The sequence below is a fragment of the Mycobacterium sp. 3519A genome, assembly GCF_900240945.1.
GTDB lineage: Bacteria > Actinomycetota > Actinomycetes > Mycobacteriales > Mycobacteriaceae > Mycobacterium.
Genome location: NZ_OESG01000012.1, coordinates 494,523 through 511,087, shown reverse-complemented (window position 1 = coordinate 511,087; position 16,565 = coordinate 494,523). Strand labels below are relative to the sequence as shown.

The 16,565-nt window shown below is 67.5% G+C and carries 16 protein-coding genes and 1 pseudogene; 10 read left to right on the top strand and 7 right to left on the bottom strand.

From position 1 onward, the window contains the following. Nucleotides 1–11: 11 nt before the first annotated feature. The 4 genes and pseudogenes from C1A30_RS04705 (at nt 12) to C1A30_RS04690 (ending at nt 3,030) form a co-directional block, all read left to right on the top strand. Nucleotides 12–1,050: pseudogene (locus C1A30_RS04705) on the top strand (LLM class flavin-dependent oxidoreductase). Nucleotides 1,051–1,130: 80 nt separating this feature from the next. Next, complete coding sequence (locus C1A30_RS04700) at nt 1,131–1,703, top strand: hypothetical protein (protein WP_101947077.1); 573 nt, start codon at nt 1,131–1,133, stop codon at nt 1,701–1,703. 20 nt (nt 1,704–1,723) lie between these two features. Beyond that, a complete protein-coding gene (locus tag C1A30_RS04695) occupies nt 1,724–2,110 on the top strand; it encodes a metalloregulator ArsR/SmtB family transcription factor (protein WP_101947076.1) in 387 nt (128 codons plus the stop codon). Beyond that, nucleotides 2,110–3,030: a cation diffusion facilitator family transporter gene (locus C1A30_RS04690; RefSeq protein ID WP_101947075.1), complete on the top strand. Its 921-nt coding sequence runs from the start codon at nt 2,110–2,112 to the stop codon at nt 3,028–3,030. Before C1A30_RS04695 ends, C1A30_RS04690 begins: the two co-directional genes overlap by 1 nt. Here the strand turns inward: C1A30_RS04690 and C1A30_RS04685 are convergent. Continuing rightward, a complete protein-coding gene (locus C1A30_RS04685) occupies nt 3,020–3,763 on the bottom strand; it encodes a hypothetical protein (protein WP_101947074.1) in 744 nt (247 codons plus the stop codon). The genes C1A30_RS04690 and C1A30_RS04685 overlap by 11 nt on opposite strands. 77 nt (nt 3,764–3,840) lie before the next feature. On the opposite strand from C1A30_RS04685, the gene C1A30_RS04680 reads away from it, so the two are divergent. Genes C1A30_RS04680 through C1A30_RS04670 form a run of 3 tightly spaced genes read left to right on the top strand, consistent with a single transcriptional unit; the run spans nt 3,841 to nt 9,289 of the window. Next, on the top strand, nt 3,841–5,349 hold the full coding sequence (locus C1A30_RS04680) for a carboxylesterase/lipase family protein (RefSeq protein ID WP_101947073.1): 1,509 nt from the start codon (nt 3,841–3,843) through the stop codon (nt 5,347–5,349). Nucleotides 5,350–5,403: 54 nt separating this feature from the next. Next, nucleotides 5,404–7,323: a primary-amine oxidase gene (locus C1A30_RS04675; RefSeq protein ID WP_101947072.1), complete on the top strand. Its 1,920-nt coding sequence runs from the start codon at nt 5,404–5,406 to the stop codon at nt 7,321–7,323. Continuing rightward, the gene (locus C1A30_RS04670) at nt 7,310–9,289 is read left to right on the top strand and encodes a phosphotransferase (protein WP_101947071.1); all 1,980 of its coding nucleotides are present in this window, start codon (nt 7,310–7,312) and stop codon (nt 9,287–9,289) included. Before C1A30_RS04675 ends, C1A30_RS04670 begins: the two co-directional genes overlap by 14 nt. Before the next feature lie 78 nt (nt 9,290–9,367). Here the strand turns inward: C1A30_RS04670 and C1A30_RS04665 are convergent, their stop codons facing one another. From C1A30_RS04665 to C1A30_RS04655, 3 genes are all read right to left on the bottom strand, one after another. Continuing rightward, complete coding sequence (locus C1A30_RS04665; RefSeq protein WP_101947070.1) at nt 9,368–10,174, bottom strand: SDR family NAD(P)-dependent oxidoreductase; 807 nt, start codon at nt 10,172–10,174, stop codon at nt 9,368–9,370. Further along, entirely contained in the window at nt 10,174–10,497 is a 324-nt protein-coding gene (locus tag C1A30_RS04660; RefSeq protein ID WP_101947638.1) for a YnfA family protein, read from the bottom strand. The genes C1A30_RS04665 and C1A30_RS04660 overlap by 1 nt, the downstream gene beginning before the upstream one ends. A 94-nt stretch (nt 10,498–10,591) precedes the next feature. Further along, a complete protein-coding gene (locus C1A30_RS04655) occupies nt 10,592–11,476 on the bottom strand; it encodes a hypothetical protein (RefSeq protein ID WP_101947069.1) in 885 nt (294 codons plus the stop codon). A gap of 122 nt (nt 11,477–11,598) precedes the next feature. Between C1A30_RS04655 and C1A30_RS04650 the strand changes: the two genes are divergently transcribed. Next, nucleotides 11,599–12,309 carry a DUF4333 domain-containing protein gene (locus C1A30_RS04650; protein ID WP_101947068.1) on the top strand — a complete coding sequence of 237 codons (711 nt, stop codon included), beginning with the start codon at nt 11,599–11,601 and terminating at the stop codon, nt 12,307–12,309. On the opposite strand, the gene C1A30_RS04645 is transcribed toward C1A30_RS04650, so the two are convergent. After that, complete coding sequence (locus C1A30_RS04645; RefSeq protein WP_101947067.1) at nt 12,306–13,022, bottom strand: FadR/GntR family transcriptional regulator; 717 nt, start codon at nt 13,020–13,022, stop codon at nt 12,306–12,308. The genes C1A30_RS04650 and C1A30_RS04645 overlap by 4 nt on opposite strands. Before the next feature lie 123 nt (nt 13,023–13,145). Here C1A30_RS04645 and C1A30_RS04640 point away from each other — a divergent pair, with 123 nt between their 5' ends. After that, entirely contained in the window at nt 13,146–13,661 is a 516-nt protein-coding gene (locus C1A30_RS04640) for a gluconokinase (protein WP_101947066.1), read from the top strand. Further along, entirely contained in the window at nt 13,661–15,133 is a 1,473-nt protein-coding gene (locus C1A30_RS04635) for a GntP family permease (protein ID WP_101947065.1), read from the top strand. The genes C1A30_RS04640 and C1A30_RS04635 overlap by 1 nt, the downstream gene beginning before the upstream one ends. 9 nt (nt 15,134–15,142) lie before the next feature. On the opposite strand, the gene C1A30_RS04630 is transcribed toward C1A30_RS04635, so the two are convergent. Beyond that, nucleotides 15,143–15,634: an RDD family protein gene (locus C1A30_RS04630; RefSeq protein ID WP_101947064.1), complete on the bottom strand. Its 492-nt coding sequence runs from the start codon at nt 15,632–15,634 to the stop codon at nt 15,143–15,145. A gap of 64 nt (nt 15,635–15,698) precedes the next feature. Beyond that, nucleotides 15,699–16,553: a DoxX family membrane protein gene (locus C1A30_RS04625; protein ID WP_101947063.1), complete on the bottom strand. Its 855-nt coding sequence runs from the start codon at nt 16,551–16,553 to the stop codon at nt 15,699–15,701. Between the last annotated feature and the right edge of the window lie 12 nt (nt 16,554–16,565).

Here is a 16,565-nt window from a genome sequence, read left to right as displayed (position 1 = left end):
ACAGCCGCTCCATCGTCGGCGCGTCGCACGCGTCGTCGCATCACACCGTGCCCGCGAACTACCGCGCCCCAAGCCGTCGTTATCTGGCCGAGGTGGCCCGCGCCGCCGACCGCCTCGGCTACGAAGGCGTGCTCACTCCGACCGGAACATGGTGCGAGGACGCGTGGTTGACCGCATCGGCGCTACTGGCCGAGACCGAGCGACTGAAGTTTCTGGTCGCGTTCCGGCCCGGGTTGGTGCCGCCGACCCTGGCTGCGCAACAGACGGCGGCGCTGCAGCGGTTCTCCGAGGGTCGCGTGCTGCTCAACATCGTCAGCGGCGGCGACGACCTCGAGCAGCGCCGGTTCGGCGACTGGCTCAGCCACGACGAGCGCTACGCCCGCACAGGGGAGTTCCTGCACATCGTCAATTCGATCTGGCGCCAGGACTCCCTCGACTTCGAGGGCAAGTACTACTCGGTCCGATGCGCGGGTGTCGACGCCGCCGGATCCGCTGCCGCAGATCTACTTCGGCGGGTCATCGCCGGCCGCCCTGCCGATCGCCGCGCAGTACGTCGACGTCTATCTGACCTGGGGTGAGCCGCCGCAGGCCGCCGCAGCCAAGATCGCGGCCGTGCGCAAGCTCGCCGAAGAGCGCGGCCGCAACGTGCGGTTCGGCATCCGCCTGCACACCATCAGCCGCGACACCTCCGCCGCGGCGTGGGCCGTCGCCGACGAGTTGCTGGCCGAGCTCAGCCCCGACCAGATCGCCAAAGCCACTGAGCTGCACGCCAAGTCGCAGTCCGAAGGGCAGCGTCGGATGACAGCGCTGCACGGCGGTCGGGTGGATCAGTTGGAGATCTACCCGAACCTGTGGGCCGGTGTCGGGCTGGTTCGCGGCGGGGCGGGTACCGCGTTGGTCGGCAGCCACGAAGAAGTCGCGAACCTCATCTACGAGTACCACTCGCTCGGCTTCGACGAGTTCATCCTGTCCGGCTATCCGCATCTGGAGGAGGCCTACTGGTTCGCCGAGGGCGTGCTGCCGCTGCTGAAGCAGAAGGGCGTCGCCTAGAACCCGCGAGCAGACATAGAAACGTGTCAATTCAGCGGATTTTGCACGTTTCTGCGTCTGCTCGCGCATAGAACTGAACCGTGGACGCGTGGTTTGAGCGCAGCCCGTTCGTCGGGTTCGCGCCGTGGATCATCTATTGGGTGGTCGCCGACGGTCCGAGCACCTGGATGTTCGGCGCGATATGCGCGGTGATCGCGGCGCTGACGCTCGGGGTGTCCGCAGGCCGCGGCGGACCGCGCCTGCTGGAAGTGGTGACCATCGTGTTCTTCGTCGCGGTGACCATCGCAGGCATGGTCGTCGGCGCCGAGGACCGCGACTGGATGGACACCTACGCCACCACGCTGTCGAGTGGCGTGCTCGCGGTGATGTCGGTGGCGTCGCTGGCGTTCGTGCCGTTCACCGCGCAGTACGCGCCCGAGCGCGGACCGCGTGACGACTGGGAGAAGGCGGCGTTCCGGCGCACCAACCGGGTACTCACGCTGATGTGGGCGCTGGTCTTCGCGCTGATCGCCGTCCTCGGCTACGTCGCCGTCGACGCACCCGAGACCGCGGGTTGGACCAAAGCGGTGATCCCGGTCGTGGTGATCGTCGGCGCCATCGGCATGACGCAGATCTATCCCGCCCGGGCACGGGAGAGCGCCCGACCGGTCTAACCGAGCGCTATTATCTGCGTATGAATGCAGATAAGCAGATCTGTGCGCGACGGCTGGCGGACGAACAGGCCGACCTGGTGGTCGAGGTGTTCCGGATGCTGGCCGACGCCACCCGCATTCAGCTGCTGTGGGCGCTGGCCGACCGCGAACTCTCGGTCAACGAACTCGCAGGACGGGTCGGCAAGCCCGGGCCGTCGGTGTCGCAGCATCTGGCGAAACTGCGGATGGCACGGCTGGTGCGGACCCGCAGGGAGGGCACCCAGGTGTTCTACCGGCTGGAGAACGACCACGTCCGCCAACTCCTCACCGACGCAATACACAACGCCGAACATGCGGCGGGCGGCGTGCCCGCACACCACCTCGACGACAAGGAATTGCGGGTGCTGCACGAGGAAGCGACCGGCTGATGGGACTGGGGCACAGCCACGACCACAGCCCCGCCGTCGACGACGCATTGCGTGACAGCGACGCGGGCATCCGTGCGGTCAAGATCAGTCTGGTGGTGTTGGGCCTGACCGCCGCCGCCCAGTTGGTCATCGTGGCGCTATCCGGTTCGGTCGCATTGTTCGCCGACACCGTGCACAACTTCTCCGACGCACTGACCGCGGTGCCGCTGTGGATCGCGTTCGCAATGAGCAGGCGCGCGGCCACCCGTCGGTACACCTACGGCTTCGGCAGGGTCGAGGATCTGGCGGGCCTGTTCGTGGTCGCGATGATCGCGATCTCCGCCGTGATCGCCGCGGTCGAGGCGATCCGTAGGCTCATCGACCCCGTCCCGCTGACTCACCTTGGCTGGGTGGCGGCAGCCGGCGTCGTCGGATTCCTCGGCAACGAGGTGGTGGCGCTGTACCGCATCCGTGTCGGCAAGCGAATCGGTTCCGCGGCGCTGCGGGCCGACGGATTGCACGCGCGCACAGACGGTTTGACGTCGCTGGCCGTCGTCGTGGGCGCCGCCGGGGCGGCGCTCGGGTTCCCCGCCGCCGACCCGATCGTCGGCCTGGTGATCGCCGCGACCATCGTCGTCGTCCTGGTCTTCGCGGCGCGCGACGTGTTCGGCAGGCTACTGGATCGTGTCGATCCCGAACTGGTCGACGACGCCGTGACCGTATTGGCGGCCAGACCCGGCGTCCGCGCGGTGCGCCGGGTCAGGATGCGGTGGGTCGGTCACCAACTCGAGGCCGACGTCGAACTCGACGTCGATCCGTCGTTGAGCCTTGCCGAGGCGCACACCATCGCCCACAGCGCCGAACACGAACTGGCGCACAGCAATCCGAAGCTCAGCTCGGTGATCGTGCACGCCTATCCCGCGCACGCGCTCAGCAGCTGAACATCTCGCCGATCTGCGGCGGGGCGGTGGCAGGCTGTAAGCACCCGAACACCTGCACGCCGGCGTCGCTGAGCCGCGCCGCCGATTGGTGCGCGTAGTTGACGCACACCAGCCCCGCCTGGTCGCTGCGGCAGCGGTAGTCGCCGAACGCCAGCGACTGAGCGTACGGCAGTTCGGCGCCGGTGCCCGCGTCGAACCGGCCCGGGTCGCCGTGTACCGATCCGACCTGAACGCTCATCCCGTCGAAGTCGACCCAACCGCCTTTCCACTCGCCATAGGCGTCGTCAGGCCGCGGCGGCGGGTCCTTCAGATCCACCAGGCACGCCAATGCGCCCGCGCTGTGCGCAGAGTCGGTCATGCAATTGGTCTTGCCCGACGGGGTGACGAAGGCGACGTCCGCGCCGAGATCGGTCGTTTCGCCGCCGCGCGAGGCGGAGTGGAATTGCGCCGGGTCGGCGGGCGTGCCTGCTTCCACCCAGGCGATGACGTCACTCATCGGCGGCGGGGACAGCGTGTTGTGGCATGGCGCGGGGGGTAGGGACCGGGCCGGGCGGCCGCGCCGGGCGCCCAGTCGGTTGTGGGCCCGCTGGCTTTGCCTGTTAGGCGGTTTGCTGCCCTGACGGGGGGGTCTGTGCTGGGGGGGGTATGTTCGCCCTGGGGGGGGGAAAGGGCCGACCGAGTGCGAACATCCCGCCACCAGCACAGACGCCGCGATCAGGGCAGCAATCCGCATAACGGCCAAGGCTAGCGGGCCGACACGCGATCGGACGCCAGGCGCGGCGGCCGGGCTCGTTCGATACCGTCGGAGCCATGCACCAACACGTTGTCCGCGCAACTATCGAGTCGGGCACGGTCGAGGGCTTCACCCGTGACGGCGTGAACAGGTGGCGGTCGATCCCGTATGCCAGGCCGCCGGTCGGCCCGCTGCGTCTACGTGCACCACAGCCCGTCGAGCCGTGGCGCGGCGTGCGGTACTGCCACGGCTTCGGCTACTGCGCACCGCAGCAACGGATGTACACGGTGCTCGGTCCCGGCAAATACCAGCCGATGGGGGAGGACTGCCTGACGCTCAACGTCGTCACCCCCAAACGGCAGGCAGCACAGCCGCTGCCGGTGATGGTGTTCATCCACGGCGGCGGCTACTTCATGGGCAGCTCGGCGACGCCGATCTACGACGGCGCGGCGCTGGCCCGCCAGGGCTGTGTGTACGTCTCGGTCAACTACCGGCTCAACGCCCTGGGCTGCCTCGACCTGTCGTCGCTGTCCACCAAGGACATCAGGATCGACGACAACCTGTTCCTCCGCGATCTGGTGATGGCGCTGCGCTGGGTGCGCGACAACATCGCGGTGTTCGGCGGCGACCCGGACAACGTGACCATCTTCGGCGAGAGCGCGGGGGCCCATGCGGTCGCCACGCTGTTGGCCGTTCCCGAGGCCAAAGGCCTTTTCGCGCAGGCGATTTCGGAGAGCCCGGCCGCGGGTATGGTCCGGTCTCCCGAGATCGCCACCGAATACGCGGCGAAGTTCGCCGCGCTGCTCGGCGCGGGCAGCGGCGACGGTGCCCGGGCGGTGATGGCGGCCAGGCCCGCGGACCTGGTCGCCGCGTTCGACCGGTTGGTGCGCCAGGGCCAGCGGGAGATGCTCGGCGCGTTCGCGGCGGGCCCGACCCGCAACACCGAGTACCTACCGCTCGATCCCGTCGAGGCGATGGGGGCCGGCGCGGCGCATCGGGTACCGCTCATCGTGGGCACCAACGCCGAGGAAGCCCGGCTGTTCGGCCGGTTCCTCAAGCTGTTGCCGATGACCGAGCCGACCATCGAGCGACTGCTCGCGGCGGTGGAACCCGATGAGCGCGAACGCATTACCGCCGCATACCCCGGCTACCCGGACCCCTCGGCGTGCATCCAGTTCGGCGGCGATTTCGCGTTCGGGTCCGCGGCATGGCAGATCGCGGAGGCGCACAGTCAGCACGCGCCGACGTACCTGTACCGCTACGACTACGCGCCCAGGACGCTGCGCTGGTCGGGTCTGGGGGCCACGCACGCCACCGAGTTGTTGGCGGTGTTCGACGTCTACCGCACGGCATTCGGTCGGCTGCTGACCGCTGCGTCGGACCGCCGATCGGCGCTACGGGTCAGCGACGACGTGCAGGCGCGCTGGCGGACGTTTTCCCGCACCGGTGTGCCGGGGCACGATTGGCCTGCCTACAGCACCGAAGACCGGGCGGTGATGGTGCTGGACCGGCGGCCCCGCGTCGAATACGACCCACATGCCGATCGCAGGCAGGCGTGGGCCGATTTCTCCCTGGCGACCGGATGAGATCCTCGCCCGAATCGGCTGCGCGGCCTGCAGCGGATGTGATTGCGTAATTCGGTGGCTCACCCACTGGACCCGCTGACGGGGGATGAGTTCAGGACGGTCGCATCGATCCTGGACCGTGAACACGGGGTTGGGACCGGTTGGCGGTTCGCCTCGATCGAACTCGCGGAGCCGAGCAAGGCGGAACTGCGCGCGTTCGACGACGGGGGAGCGCCGCCGCCGCGGCGAGCGATCGCGGTGTGCCTGCAGCGGTCCACCAACGCCACCTACAAGAGCGTGGTGTCGTTGACCGATGACCGGGCCGAGTCTTTCGAGCACATCCCGGGTGTGCAGGCCAACTTCACCGTCGACGAATTCGTCGAATGCGACCAGTTGCTGCGCACCCATCCCGACGTGATCGCGGCGCTGGCCAACCGCGGCATCACGGACATGGATCTGGTGTTCTTCGACACCTGGACCTACGGCGACGCGGTGCTGCCCGAGGAGTACCGCAACCGGCGACTCGGCTGGTCGGACAGCTGGCTCAAGGCCGGGCCGGGGGCGAACCCGTACGCGAATCTGGTCAGCGGTCTGCATTGTGTGATCGACCTCAACGCAATGGAACTGCTGCGCGTCGAGGACGACGGTGGCGTCGAGACACCTGACGTGATGGGCGAATACGTGCCCAGCCGCATCCCCGAGGCCATCCGCGCCGAATCGCGGCGCGAACCGCTCAAGCCGCTGCACGTCACCCAACCCGAAGGCCCGTCGTTCACGCTGGACGGAAACCTGCTGCAATGGCAGAACTGGTCGCTGCGCATCGGCTTCAACTACCGCGAGGGCTTGATCCTGCACACCGTGCGCTACCGCGACGCAGACCGGAATCGGTCAGTGGCACACCGATTGTCGTTCGCCGAGATGATCGTCCCGTATCGCGATCCCTCGGTGGACCACTATCGGCGCACCGCATTCGACATCGGGGAGTGGGGACTCGGCTACATGACCACCTCGCTGGAATTGGGCTGCGACTGCCTCGGCGAGATCCGGTATGTGGACGCCGTTCTGCACAACAGCAAGGGTGAGCCGTACACCATCGCCAACGCTATCTGCATCCATGAGGAAGACGACGCGGTGCTGTGGAAGCACGTCGACCACGACGTCGGCGCCGAGGTGCGCAGGTCGCGGCGACTGACCATCTCGTTTCACGTCACGGTGGCGAACTACGAATACCTGGTGTATTGGCGGCTGTATCAGGACGGCAACATCGAATGCGAGGTTCGGGCCACCGGGATCATGGTCACCACGCCGCTGGCCGCCGGCCAACCGCACCCGAACGGCACGCTCGTCGACGAGCGCACGTATGCGCCTTTCCACCAACACTTTCTGGTGGCACGGCTGGACATGGACGTCGACGGCAGCGACAACACCGTGTACATGACCGAGTCGCACCCGGAGCCGGTCGGTCCGGACAACCCGCACGGGCTCTCACTGGTGGTGCGTAACGTGCCGTTGCGCAGCGAGAGCCAGGCCAAACAGGACGTCAACTTCGCAACTCAACGCAGCTGGAAGGTGGTCAACACCAACGTGGTCAACGGCCTTGGCACGCATCCGTCGTACAAGCTTGTGCCGACCGGGGCGATTCCGCCGATGTTCGATCCGGAATCTCCGGTGATCGAACGCGCCGGAGTGATCGGGCACACCCTGTGGGTGACACCGAACCGGCCCGACGAGCGTTGGCCGGCAGGCGAATTCGTCAACCAATCGGCACACGACACCGGGCTGGGCCGGTGGACCCGGGCCAACAGGTCCATCGACAACACCGATGTCGTGCTGTGGTACGTGTTCGGCATTCACCACATCACCCGACCGGAAGACTGGCCGGTGATGCCCGTCGACGTGGTGTCGTTCTGGCTCAAGCCGTTCGGCTTCTTCGACCGCAACCCGTCGCTCGACGTCGAGGGCGCACACACCCAGGCCACCAGTGCACACCACTGACATCATCGAGCGGCCCGCCGATCTGACGGCCGAGTGGCTCTCCGCGGCGCTCGGTGCTCCGGTGCGCGACTTCACGTTCGACCGCATCGGCACCGGCCAGATGAGCGAGTGCTACCGCGTCGAACTCGGCTACGCCGACGGTCAGGACGGCCCGGCTTCGGTGGTGCTCAAGGTCGCGGCGACCGACCCGGTGAGCAGGCAGACCGGTCTGGCGTTGGGCCTCTACGAACGGGAAGTGCGGTTCTACACCGATATCGCACCCGGCATCGACGGGCCCATCGCCCCGTGTCACCACGCCGGGATCGACACCGAGACCGGGGCTTTCCACTTGCTGCTCGGCGACGCCGGACCCGCGGTGGTGGGCGACGAGATCCGCGGCGCGACAGCGCAACAGGCGATGCTCGCGCTCTCAGAGCTGGGCCGGGTGCATGCGCCGCTGCTGGGCGACACCGCGATGGCCAACGCCGAGTGGCTCAACCGTGAGTCGCCGATGAACCAGGCGTTGATCGGCCAACTGTACGCCGGGTTCGTCGACCGGTACCGCGACCGCATCGCGCCCGAACACCAGCAGGTGTGCGAGCGGCTGGTCGCGAGCTTCGATGCCTATGTGGCAAGCGAATCCGCCGCACAGCGGCCACACGGACTGGTGCACGGCGACTATCGGCTGGACAACATGCTGTTCGGTGAGGCAGGCGCCGACCGGCCGCTGACCGTGGTGGACTGGCAGACGGTCACCTGGGGCCCCGCGTTGACCGATGTCGCGTACTTCCTCGGCTGCGCACTGCCCGACGACGTCCGCCGTGCGCACTATGAAGCGCTGCTGCGGGCCTACCATGACGCGCTCGGCGAGAATCCCGCGCTGACGCTCGACGAGGTGCGCGACGGCGTGCGCCGGCAGAGCTTCTTCGGGGTGATGATGGCGATCGTCTCGTCGATGCTGGTCGAGCGGACCGATCGCGGTGACGAGATGTTCATGGTGATGCTGCAGCGGCACTGCCAGCATGTGCTCGACACCGATGCGCTGGCCGTCCTACCGGAACCCGTTGCGCCAGAACCGCTTACTCCGGCTGCTGACGACGAGGGTCCACATGAGGCGACCGATGAGCCGCTGTGGAATGAGAGCTGGTACTTCGACTTCGCCGACCAGGACCAGGGCCTTGGCGGCTGGATCCGGTTGGGGCTGTATCCCAATCAGCGCACCGCATGGGTGAACGCGCTGCTATGCGGACCCGACTCGGCCACCGTGGCGATCAACGACTTCGAGGCCGCGCTGCCCGACGACCCCGCCGCGGTGCGCACCGACCGACTCGAACTCACCCTCGCCGCAACCGAACCGCTGCAGACATACCGGGTGACGGTGCGGGGGCAGGGACAGCGCTACGACGATCCGGCGGCGCTGCTGCGCGGTGAGCCGGGCACACCGATCGAGGTCGCGATGGACCTGGTGTGGTCGACCGCCGGAGTGCCCTACCTGTATCGCGTCACCCCGCGCTACGAGATCCCGTGCACGGTGTCCGGCACCGTCACCGTCGGCGACCGCGATGTGATGGTGCGCGACGTCGCGGGCCAGCGTGACCACTCGTGGGGCGTGCGGGACTGGTGGGCGATGGACTGGGTGTGGAGCGCGCTGCACCTCGACGACGGCGCCCATCTGCACGGCGTCGACATCCGCATCCCCGGCGCCCCGGCCTTCAGCGTCGGATATGTGCAGCCGACCGATCGCCCGCTGGTGGAGGTGCAGGCCACCGCGACACGGGAAGCGTTCGCGGACAACGGCCTACCGACAGCGACGACCATCACCTACGGCGACGTCACCGCGACCATCGACATCCGCGGGCACGCTCCGGTGCTGCTGACCGCGCCCGACGGCCGCATCAGCCACTTCCCGCGGGCATGGGCGACGATCACCACCGACGACGGCCGCACCGGAGTCGGCTGGGTTGAGTGGAACCGCAACCAGCGCTGACCCTCCTTCTCCGCGAGCGACCGTGTTTGCACGTCGACACGCCGCGGAATCCTGTGCAAAAGCGGTCGCTCGCGCGGGTCAGCCCGGCCAGTCGCAGTTCGTCAACTCCGCGGACAGCTCCCACAACCGGCGGGCCGCCACCGGATCGCGGGCCTTCTTTCGTAACCCGGTGACCCGCGGCTTGCCCCACTGGTTGAACCGCGGCGCGAAATACGTACCGCTCGGCAGATCGGTGCGCACCGCCTCGAGCGTGGCGCGCGCACCCTGAGCCGGCGTATGCAGCATGCGCCACACCAGATTTCGCTCACCCACCGGCAACCCCTCTGCGGCGCGCCTGGTGATGCCGCTGTCGGTCATCCCGGGATCCGAGGCGTAGGCGCGCACGCCGCGTGCGGCCAGTTCGTGCACGAACAGCAGATTGGCGAGCTTCGACTCTGCATACGCCGCGGTGCGCGCGTACCTCCTGCGCTGCCAGTTCAGGTCGTCGAAATGAATACGCGCGAAGTGATACATCGCGCTGGCCACCGAGATGACCCGGTCGGTGATCTTGTCGGCGAGCAGACATGTCAACGCGAAGTGGCCGAGATGGTTCGTGCCCATGTGCGCCTCGAAGCCGTCCGCGGTCCGTGTCAGCGGCAGGTTCATCACACCGGCGTTGTTGACAAGCACGTCAACGGTTTTCACCGATTCGGCGAACGCTCGCACACTGGCAAGGTCGGCGAGGTCGAGCTCGGCGGCCGACACGTCGCCGGACATCGCGGCGGCGGCTTGGTCGGCCTTGGCGAGGTTGCGGCAGGCAAGAACAACACTGTGGCCCTCGGCGGCAAGGGCCGCGGCCGTGGCTTGTCCGACGCCGCTGTTGCCGCCGGTGACGATGACACGCATCAGCGCGGAGCGTACATCAGCAGGCCAACACCGATCAGGCTCACCGCGGCGCCCGCGATGTCCCAGCGGTCGGGCCGGAAGCCGTCGGCGACCATTCCCCAGAACAGTGAGCCCGCGATGAACACCCCACCGTAGGCGGCCAGCACTCGGCCGAAATGCGCGTCGGGCTGAAACGCGGCGACGAATCCGTAGGCGCCCAGCGCGATCACCCCCGCACCGGCCCAGACCCATCCGCGGTGTTCACGCACGCCTTGCCACACCAGCCAAGCGCCGCCGATCTCCAGCAGCGCGGCGAGCACGAACAAGGCGACGGATTTCAACACGGTCACGCCCTCAGCGTGCCGCGAGTGACCGCAGAATGTACGCAGAACACGGCGTGTCGGCGTGCAGACGCGGTCGCTCGCCGAACGAGACCGGTCAGACCAGGTGGGCGCTGTCGTCGTGCAGGTCGTCGCGGGTGAGGCCCATCGGCGTCGCCGCGGGCACATCGCCCGCCGCGACCACTTTGCGGGTGATCGGCGTGAGCGCCCGAAACAGCCGCTCGACTTCGTCGTCGGTCAGTGCGTCGAGTGCCGCCAGCGCCAGCGTGTCGGTGGTGTCCTCGATGCGCTGCTTCAAGTCCCGACCGGCGTCGGTGAGCGCACCGTCGGCGTCGAGCAGCCCCCGGTCGGCCAACTGCGACCGGTACCTCTCCCACTTCGCCTCGTCATAGTCGCGGCTGCGCATGATCATCTCCGCGGGCACTCGGCCCGCGGCGGCATGGAGCACATTGCACTCCCGACCCGACACCCCCAGCGTCGCGAGGACCGCGACATGTCCGTCCCCGCGCTGTTCGCGCAACAGTGTCGCCGCATGCCACAGCCGAGCGACGGGATCGTCCGGCCACTGCAGAGCGAGGTTCGCGGCGAACAGCGGCCTGCCATCCAGCGGTGCGCTGCGCGCCGCCTTCTCGGCCAGTTCCGCTGCGGCGGCGGCCTCGTCATCGGTCACGCCGTAGCGGCGTAGCGCTTCGACCGCCGATTCTTCGCGGGCGCGCAGCGCGTCTTCCGGTGACGCGACGTCCCACGCCGCGGGCAGCGCCTTTGCGATGCGTTCGGGGGCGAAGTTGTAAAACGCGGCCGCGACGACCTGCGCGGGCACCACCCCGAACGGTGCGGACCTGGCGGCGAAGTAGCTCATCCAGAATCCGCGAAATCCCAGCTGGTCGAGCGCCGTTCGGGCCTCCGGCGCGAAATACGTGACACCGTGCACCGGTTCGAAGCGTTCGAAGAACCGGCGGGCAAGCGAAGGATGTCTGGTCACTTCTGCAGTTAACCATCACGTCACTCGACGACTTGTTATGGTCCCTGCAATCGCCCGGGGGTGGCATGCCAGTACGGGTCCAGCAGGCGGCCGTGCATACGGTGACTACGACCGTTGGCGCTATGGCGACCCTTGGAGCGCTCATCTTGGCGTGTGATGCCAGCGTCGGAGTGGGCAACACGCCTGCCGTCGGAAAGGAAGCGCTGCAGACCGACATCGCCGATCGGCTCGCTGCGGCAGGCGAAAAACCGCAGTCGGTCACCTGTCAACAGAATCTCGAAGGCGAAGTGGGCAGGACTGCGCGTTGCGAGGTGGTGATGAGTCCGACCAACAGCTTCGAACCGGTCGTCACGGTCACCGGCGTGCAGGGGAGCACCATCAACTACGAGATGCGCCCTGCGGTGTCGAAAGGACAACTCGAGAAGGCGGTCTCGCGACTCGTCGCCGATGCGACGCGCGCCCCGGTGGCGTCTGTGCGGTGCGAATCCGGTCTCGACGGTAAGACCGGCGCCACCGCGCACTGCGAAGTCGACTCAGGCGGACTCACGCTTCGGCGCACGGTCGAAGTGACCGGCGTCGAGGGGCTGATGATGAACTTCGACGTGGTGCCCGTGCTGACCAGGGACGAAGTGGCCACGTCGCTGCTCGACGACCTGCAACGGCAAACCGGCCTGCGGCCCGATTCCGCGCGGTGCGCAGACAACCTCGAGGGCACGCCGGGCAACACGGTCGACTGCACGGTGGTCACCGGCTCGCAAACGGCGGCGTTCACATTGACGGTCACCACCGTCAGCGACGGCAGCATCAATTACAGCTACACCCCGAAGCCTTAGGCCGGATCCGAAAACTCCTCGGCCACAGCCGATACCGCCTCGTCGATGATGGCGCGCATGGCCCGCTCGGCGCCTTCTTCGTCGCGCAACCGGATCGTGCGCGCGACCTGGTCGTGCAGTTCGATCGCCGCGGGGTTGGGCGAGTCCGGCATCATGCCGTGGTGGGTGCGGCCCGCGAGCACCTCGGCCACCACACCGTTAAGCGCACGGAACATCTCGTTGCCGCTGGCCTCCAGTAGGGTCTTGTGAAAGATCTTGTCCGCCAACAGATATGCCTCCAGGTCGCCGGACCGGCCGTGCACCACCATGTCCGACACCGCGGCCGCCATGATCCGGCACTGGTGGGGGTCGGCGCGTCTGGCGGCCAACGCCGCGGCCGCGGGCTCGAAGCCGCGACGCAGTTCGGACAGCGAAACCAACTGCGCGGCGCGGTCCCCGGCCTCCAGCCGCCAGCGAATGAGCCGGGGATCGAAAACGTTCCACTTCGCCGCAGGCTGGATCGTGATGCCGACCCGGCGGCGCGACTCCACCATTCCCATCGACTCGAGCACGCGAATCGCCTCGCGGGCGACGCTGCGTGACACCCCGTGCTCGGCGCTGACCCCTTCCAGCGTCAGGACCTGCCCCGCCGGGTACTTCGCAGACACGATGGCCGCCCCCAGCGCGGTGAGCAAATTGCCGTGCAGTGCGCCGGCGTTTGCCTCAGAAGTCACACATACATCTTGTCATAACTTTGCTGACGTTATTAAAAACATATGATTGCGCTTCAGACTTGCAATCGTATGACTATTGGTGCATGCTGTGTGACGTCAAGCACAACTGGGTAGGTGGAGAGAATGGCGTCACCAATCGTCGTCATGGGCGTTTCCGGCTCCGGGAAGTCGACCGTCGGCGCGGCGTTGGCGCAGCGCCTGCGGGTCCCGTTCGCGGACGCCGACGACTTTCATCCGGCCGCCAACATCGCGAAGATGACGGCCGGTGAACCGCTCGACGACGACGACCGCTACCCGTGGCTCGAAGCGATCGGAAACTGGCTCGCCGGGCATTGCCGCGACGGCGGGGTGATGAGCTGTTCGGCTCTCAAACGCAAGTACCGCGACCAGTTGCGCCGCCATTGCCCCGACGTCGAATTCCTGCATCTGTCCGGCACACCCGAGGTCATCGGTAGGCGCCAGGCCAGCAGGCCCGGACACTTCATGCCCGCATCGTTGATGGCGTCCCAATTCGCCACGCTCGAGCCGCTGGCCCCCGACGAACACGGCGTCGTCATCGACGTCGACCAGAACATCGACTCCATCATCGACAACTACGTCGCGTTATCCGTCGCGCGCACAACGGAACAGGAGAACTGATGAATCCCGCACTCACTGTTTTGGCGGCCGATACCGAGCTACCGGAACCGGTCGCGGCCGGTTGGCAACTGGTGCTGGCCGCGGTCGCGGGCATCGCGCTCATCGTCGTGCTGATCACGATCACCAAGATGCACCCGTTCCTCGCGCTGATCTTCGGCGCGCTGACCGTGGGCATCGTCGCCGGGGAGAACGTCGGCGACGTGCTCGACTCGTTCGGCGACGGCTTCGGAACCACCGCCGCCGGGGTGGGCATCCTGATCGCGCTCGGTGCCATGTTCGCCAAGCTGCTCGCGGACTCCGGTGGCGCCGACGAAATCGTCGACACCATCGTCGGGCACGCGTCGCCGCGGGCGCTGCCGTGGGCAATGGCGTTGGTAGGCGCCATCATCGGGCTGCCGATGTTCTTCGAGATCGGCCTGGTGCTGCTGATGCCCGTCATCTACCTGGTGGCACGACGCTCCCAACTGTCGTTGATCACGGTCGGAATCCCCGCGCTGGCAGGCCTTTCCGCCATGCACGGGTTGGTTCCGCCGCACCCGGGCCCGCTGACCGCCATCGACCTGTTGAAGGCCGATCTCGGCATCACGCTGGCGTTGGGTGTGCTGGTCGCGATCCCGACGGTGATCGTCGCGGGTCCGTTGTTCGGCAGGCTGGCCGGTCGCTGGGTGGTCCTCGACGTCCCCGACCGGTTCGACGCCGACGATTTCGCGCGCGGCAACGGTACAGGCTCGGTGGTCACCGCGGCGGACGTCGCCGAGGGGGAGGCCGCGACGACGAAGACGGCCACCCGCGTCGAGCGGCAACGGCCGAGCTTCGGCATCACGTTGTTCTCCGTGCTGCTACCGGTCGGACTGATGATGGGTAAGGCGTTGGCCGACATCTTCATCGACGACGAGACCAACCTGCTGCGGCAGATCTTCGACATCCTCGGCCGCCCACTGATGGCGCTGCTGATCGCGGTGGTCGTCGGCATCTTCACGTTGGGCCGTGGCGCGGCGATGACACGCGATCAGATCGTCAAATGCCTCGAGACGTCACTGCCGCCGGTGGCGGGCATCATCCTGATCGTCGCGGCAGGTGGCGGCTTCAAGCAGGTCCTGGTGGACAGCGGCATCGGCACACTGCTCGCCGACTGGGCCAAGGGCGCGAACATATCCGCCATCCTGCTGGCCTGGGTGCTGGCCGTATTGATCCGCCTCGCAACGGGTTCCGCCACGGTGGCCACCATCACCGCGTCGTCGTTGATGCTCGGACTGGTCGAAGGCATGAGCACCGGCCAGGTCTCCTTGGTGGTGCTGGCGGTCGGTGCGGGCTCGCTGTTCTTCTCGCACGTGAACGACGCCGGCTTCTGGTTGGTCAAGGAGTTCTTCGGAATGACCGTGGGCCAGACGATCAAGTCGTGGTCGATCATGGAGACCGTGCTGTCGGTCGCAGGCCTCGTGCTGGTGTTGGTGCTCGGGATATTTATCTGACGGCGGCCGCTAGCCTTTGACCACCTGGGTGCCGCCGGCGAGCTCGTCGTGCTTGCCCTGCTTGGTCGGGCTGCCGTTGATGGTCACCGCAATAACGATGACCGCGATCAGGGTCAGCAGACCGCCGATGAACGGCACGATGTTCAACAGCGTCCAGACGTTTCGGATCGCGGCCTGCTGCAGATCCGGTTTGGCGGCGCCGCCGGGCCCGCGCACGCTCAAGCCGAGCAGCTTCTTGCCGGGCGTCCAGCCCTGGCTGGATTCGAACACCAAGAAGTAGAGGAACATCAGCAGACCGGAGAACAGGCCGGTCACCCAGTAATTGTTCAGCGAGCCGATGGCGATGGCGATCACGATCGCGACGACGTTGACGATGATGCCGTCGATGAAGCGCGCCACGAAACGCGGAACCAGGCCACCGGGTTCTTGGCCAACGGGTTGCGAATAACCGCCGGGTTCGCCGTACTGTCCGGGTTGAGGTTGATACTCACCGCTTGTCATGCGGCAAATGTACCGCTCACGTGCACAGATGATGGCAAATTGGCGCGCAACGTGATTCGGGACATCAGCTCCAGCGGCGGCGCTGCTGCTTGGCCTGAGCCTTAGCGGTCCCGGCCAACTCATTCGCGCGCTCACGCGCGGTTTCGGCGAGTTCGGGCGCGCGGTCTCGGGCGATGTCGGCCAACTCCGCTCCGCGTTCACGGGCCGCCTCGGCAAGCACCGGCGCGCGGTCGCGGGCGATTTCGGCCCATTCCGCGCCCCGCTCACGCGCCGCTTCGACGACGACCGGTGCGCGTTCACGGGCGATCTCCGCCCACTCGGCGCCGCGTTCACGGGCGACGTGCGCCAACTCGCGGCCGCGTTCCGCCCCGACCTGGAGGCCGTGTCCGACCTTCTCGGCGAAGGCGCTATCTGTCAGCGTCCCACCGGCTGCCGCGCCGACCGGCAGTGCCGCGCCCACCGCCTCGGTGACCTTGTGTGCCGCGCGACGTCCTCGCCAGCCAAGGGACGGTCTGCCTTCGGTGTCCAGCGCGGCGATGATCAGCCCGCCGATCAAGCTGACGTCGGTCAAAAACGCCCGCCGCTCGTCGGCTTTGCGCTGCGGGTCAGATTCGCTCCAAAACGTGTGCCCGCCAAGGCTTCCCGGTACCACGGAGAAAGCCAGTGCGGCGGACGCCAGGCGCGGCAGCTTGCCGCTGGCGAGCAACAGGCCGCCGCCGATCTGCACCGCGGCGTTGACGCGGGCCACCGTCTCGGCGTTGGACGGGACGTTGGTGCCTACCGGATCCGGCAGCTTGCTCAGGCCCTCGAGGGTGGGACGGGCCGCATCTGCCGCGGGTTTGGGGCTGCGAAGGGCATCGATGCCGCGGCTGATGAAAACCGCCGACAGCATGGGGCGCGCGATTCGTCGGATCAACATGTGCCCTGGGTT

Excerpts from the sequence above, each read along its gene's own strand:
- C1A30_RS04695 (WP_101947076.1), top strand. The coding sequence starts at position 1,724 with ATGAATGCAGATAAGCAGATCTGTGCGCGACGGCTGGCGGACGAACAG.
- C1A30_RS04690 (WP_101947075.1), top strand. The coding sequence starts at position 2,110 with ATGGGACTGGGGCACAGCCACGACCACAGCCCCGCCGTCGACGACGCA.
- C1A30_RS04685 (WP_101947074.1), bottom strand. The coding sequence starts at position 3,763 with ATGCGGATTGCTGCCCTGATCGCGGCGTCTGTGCTGGTGGCGGGATGT.
- C1A30_RS04680 (WP_101947073.1), top strand. The coding sequence starts at position 3,841 with ATGCACCAACACGTTGTCCGCGCAACTATCGAGTCGGGCACGGTCGAG.
- C1A30_RS04665 (WP_101947070.1), bottom strand. The coding sequence starts at position 10,174 with ATGCGTGTCATCGTCACCGGCGGCAACAGCGGCGTCGGACAAGCCACG.
- C1A30_RS04650 (WP_101947068.1), top strand. The coding sequence starts at position 11,599 with ATGGCGACCCTTGGAGCGCTCATCTTGGCGTGTGATGCCAGCGTCGGA.
- C1A30_RS04640 (WP_101947066.1), top strand. The coding sequence starts at position 13,146 with ATGGCGTCACCAATCGTCGTCATGGGCGTTTCCGGCTCCGGGAAGTCG.
- C1A30_RS04635 (WP_101947065.1), top strand. The coding sequence starts at position 13,661 with ATGAATCCCGCACTCACTGTTTTGGCGGCCGATACCGAGCTACCGGAA.
- C1A30_RS04630 (WP_101947064.1), bottom strand. The coding sequence starts at position 15,634 with ATGACAAGCGGTGAGTATCAACCTCAACCCGGACAGTACGGCGAACCC.
- C1A30_RS04625 (WP_101947063.1), bottom strand. The coding sequence starts at position 16,553 with ATGTTGATCCGACGAATCGCGCGCCCCATGCTGTCGGCGGTTTTCATC.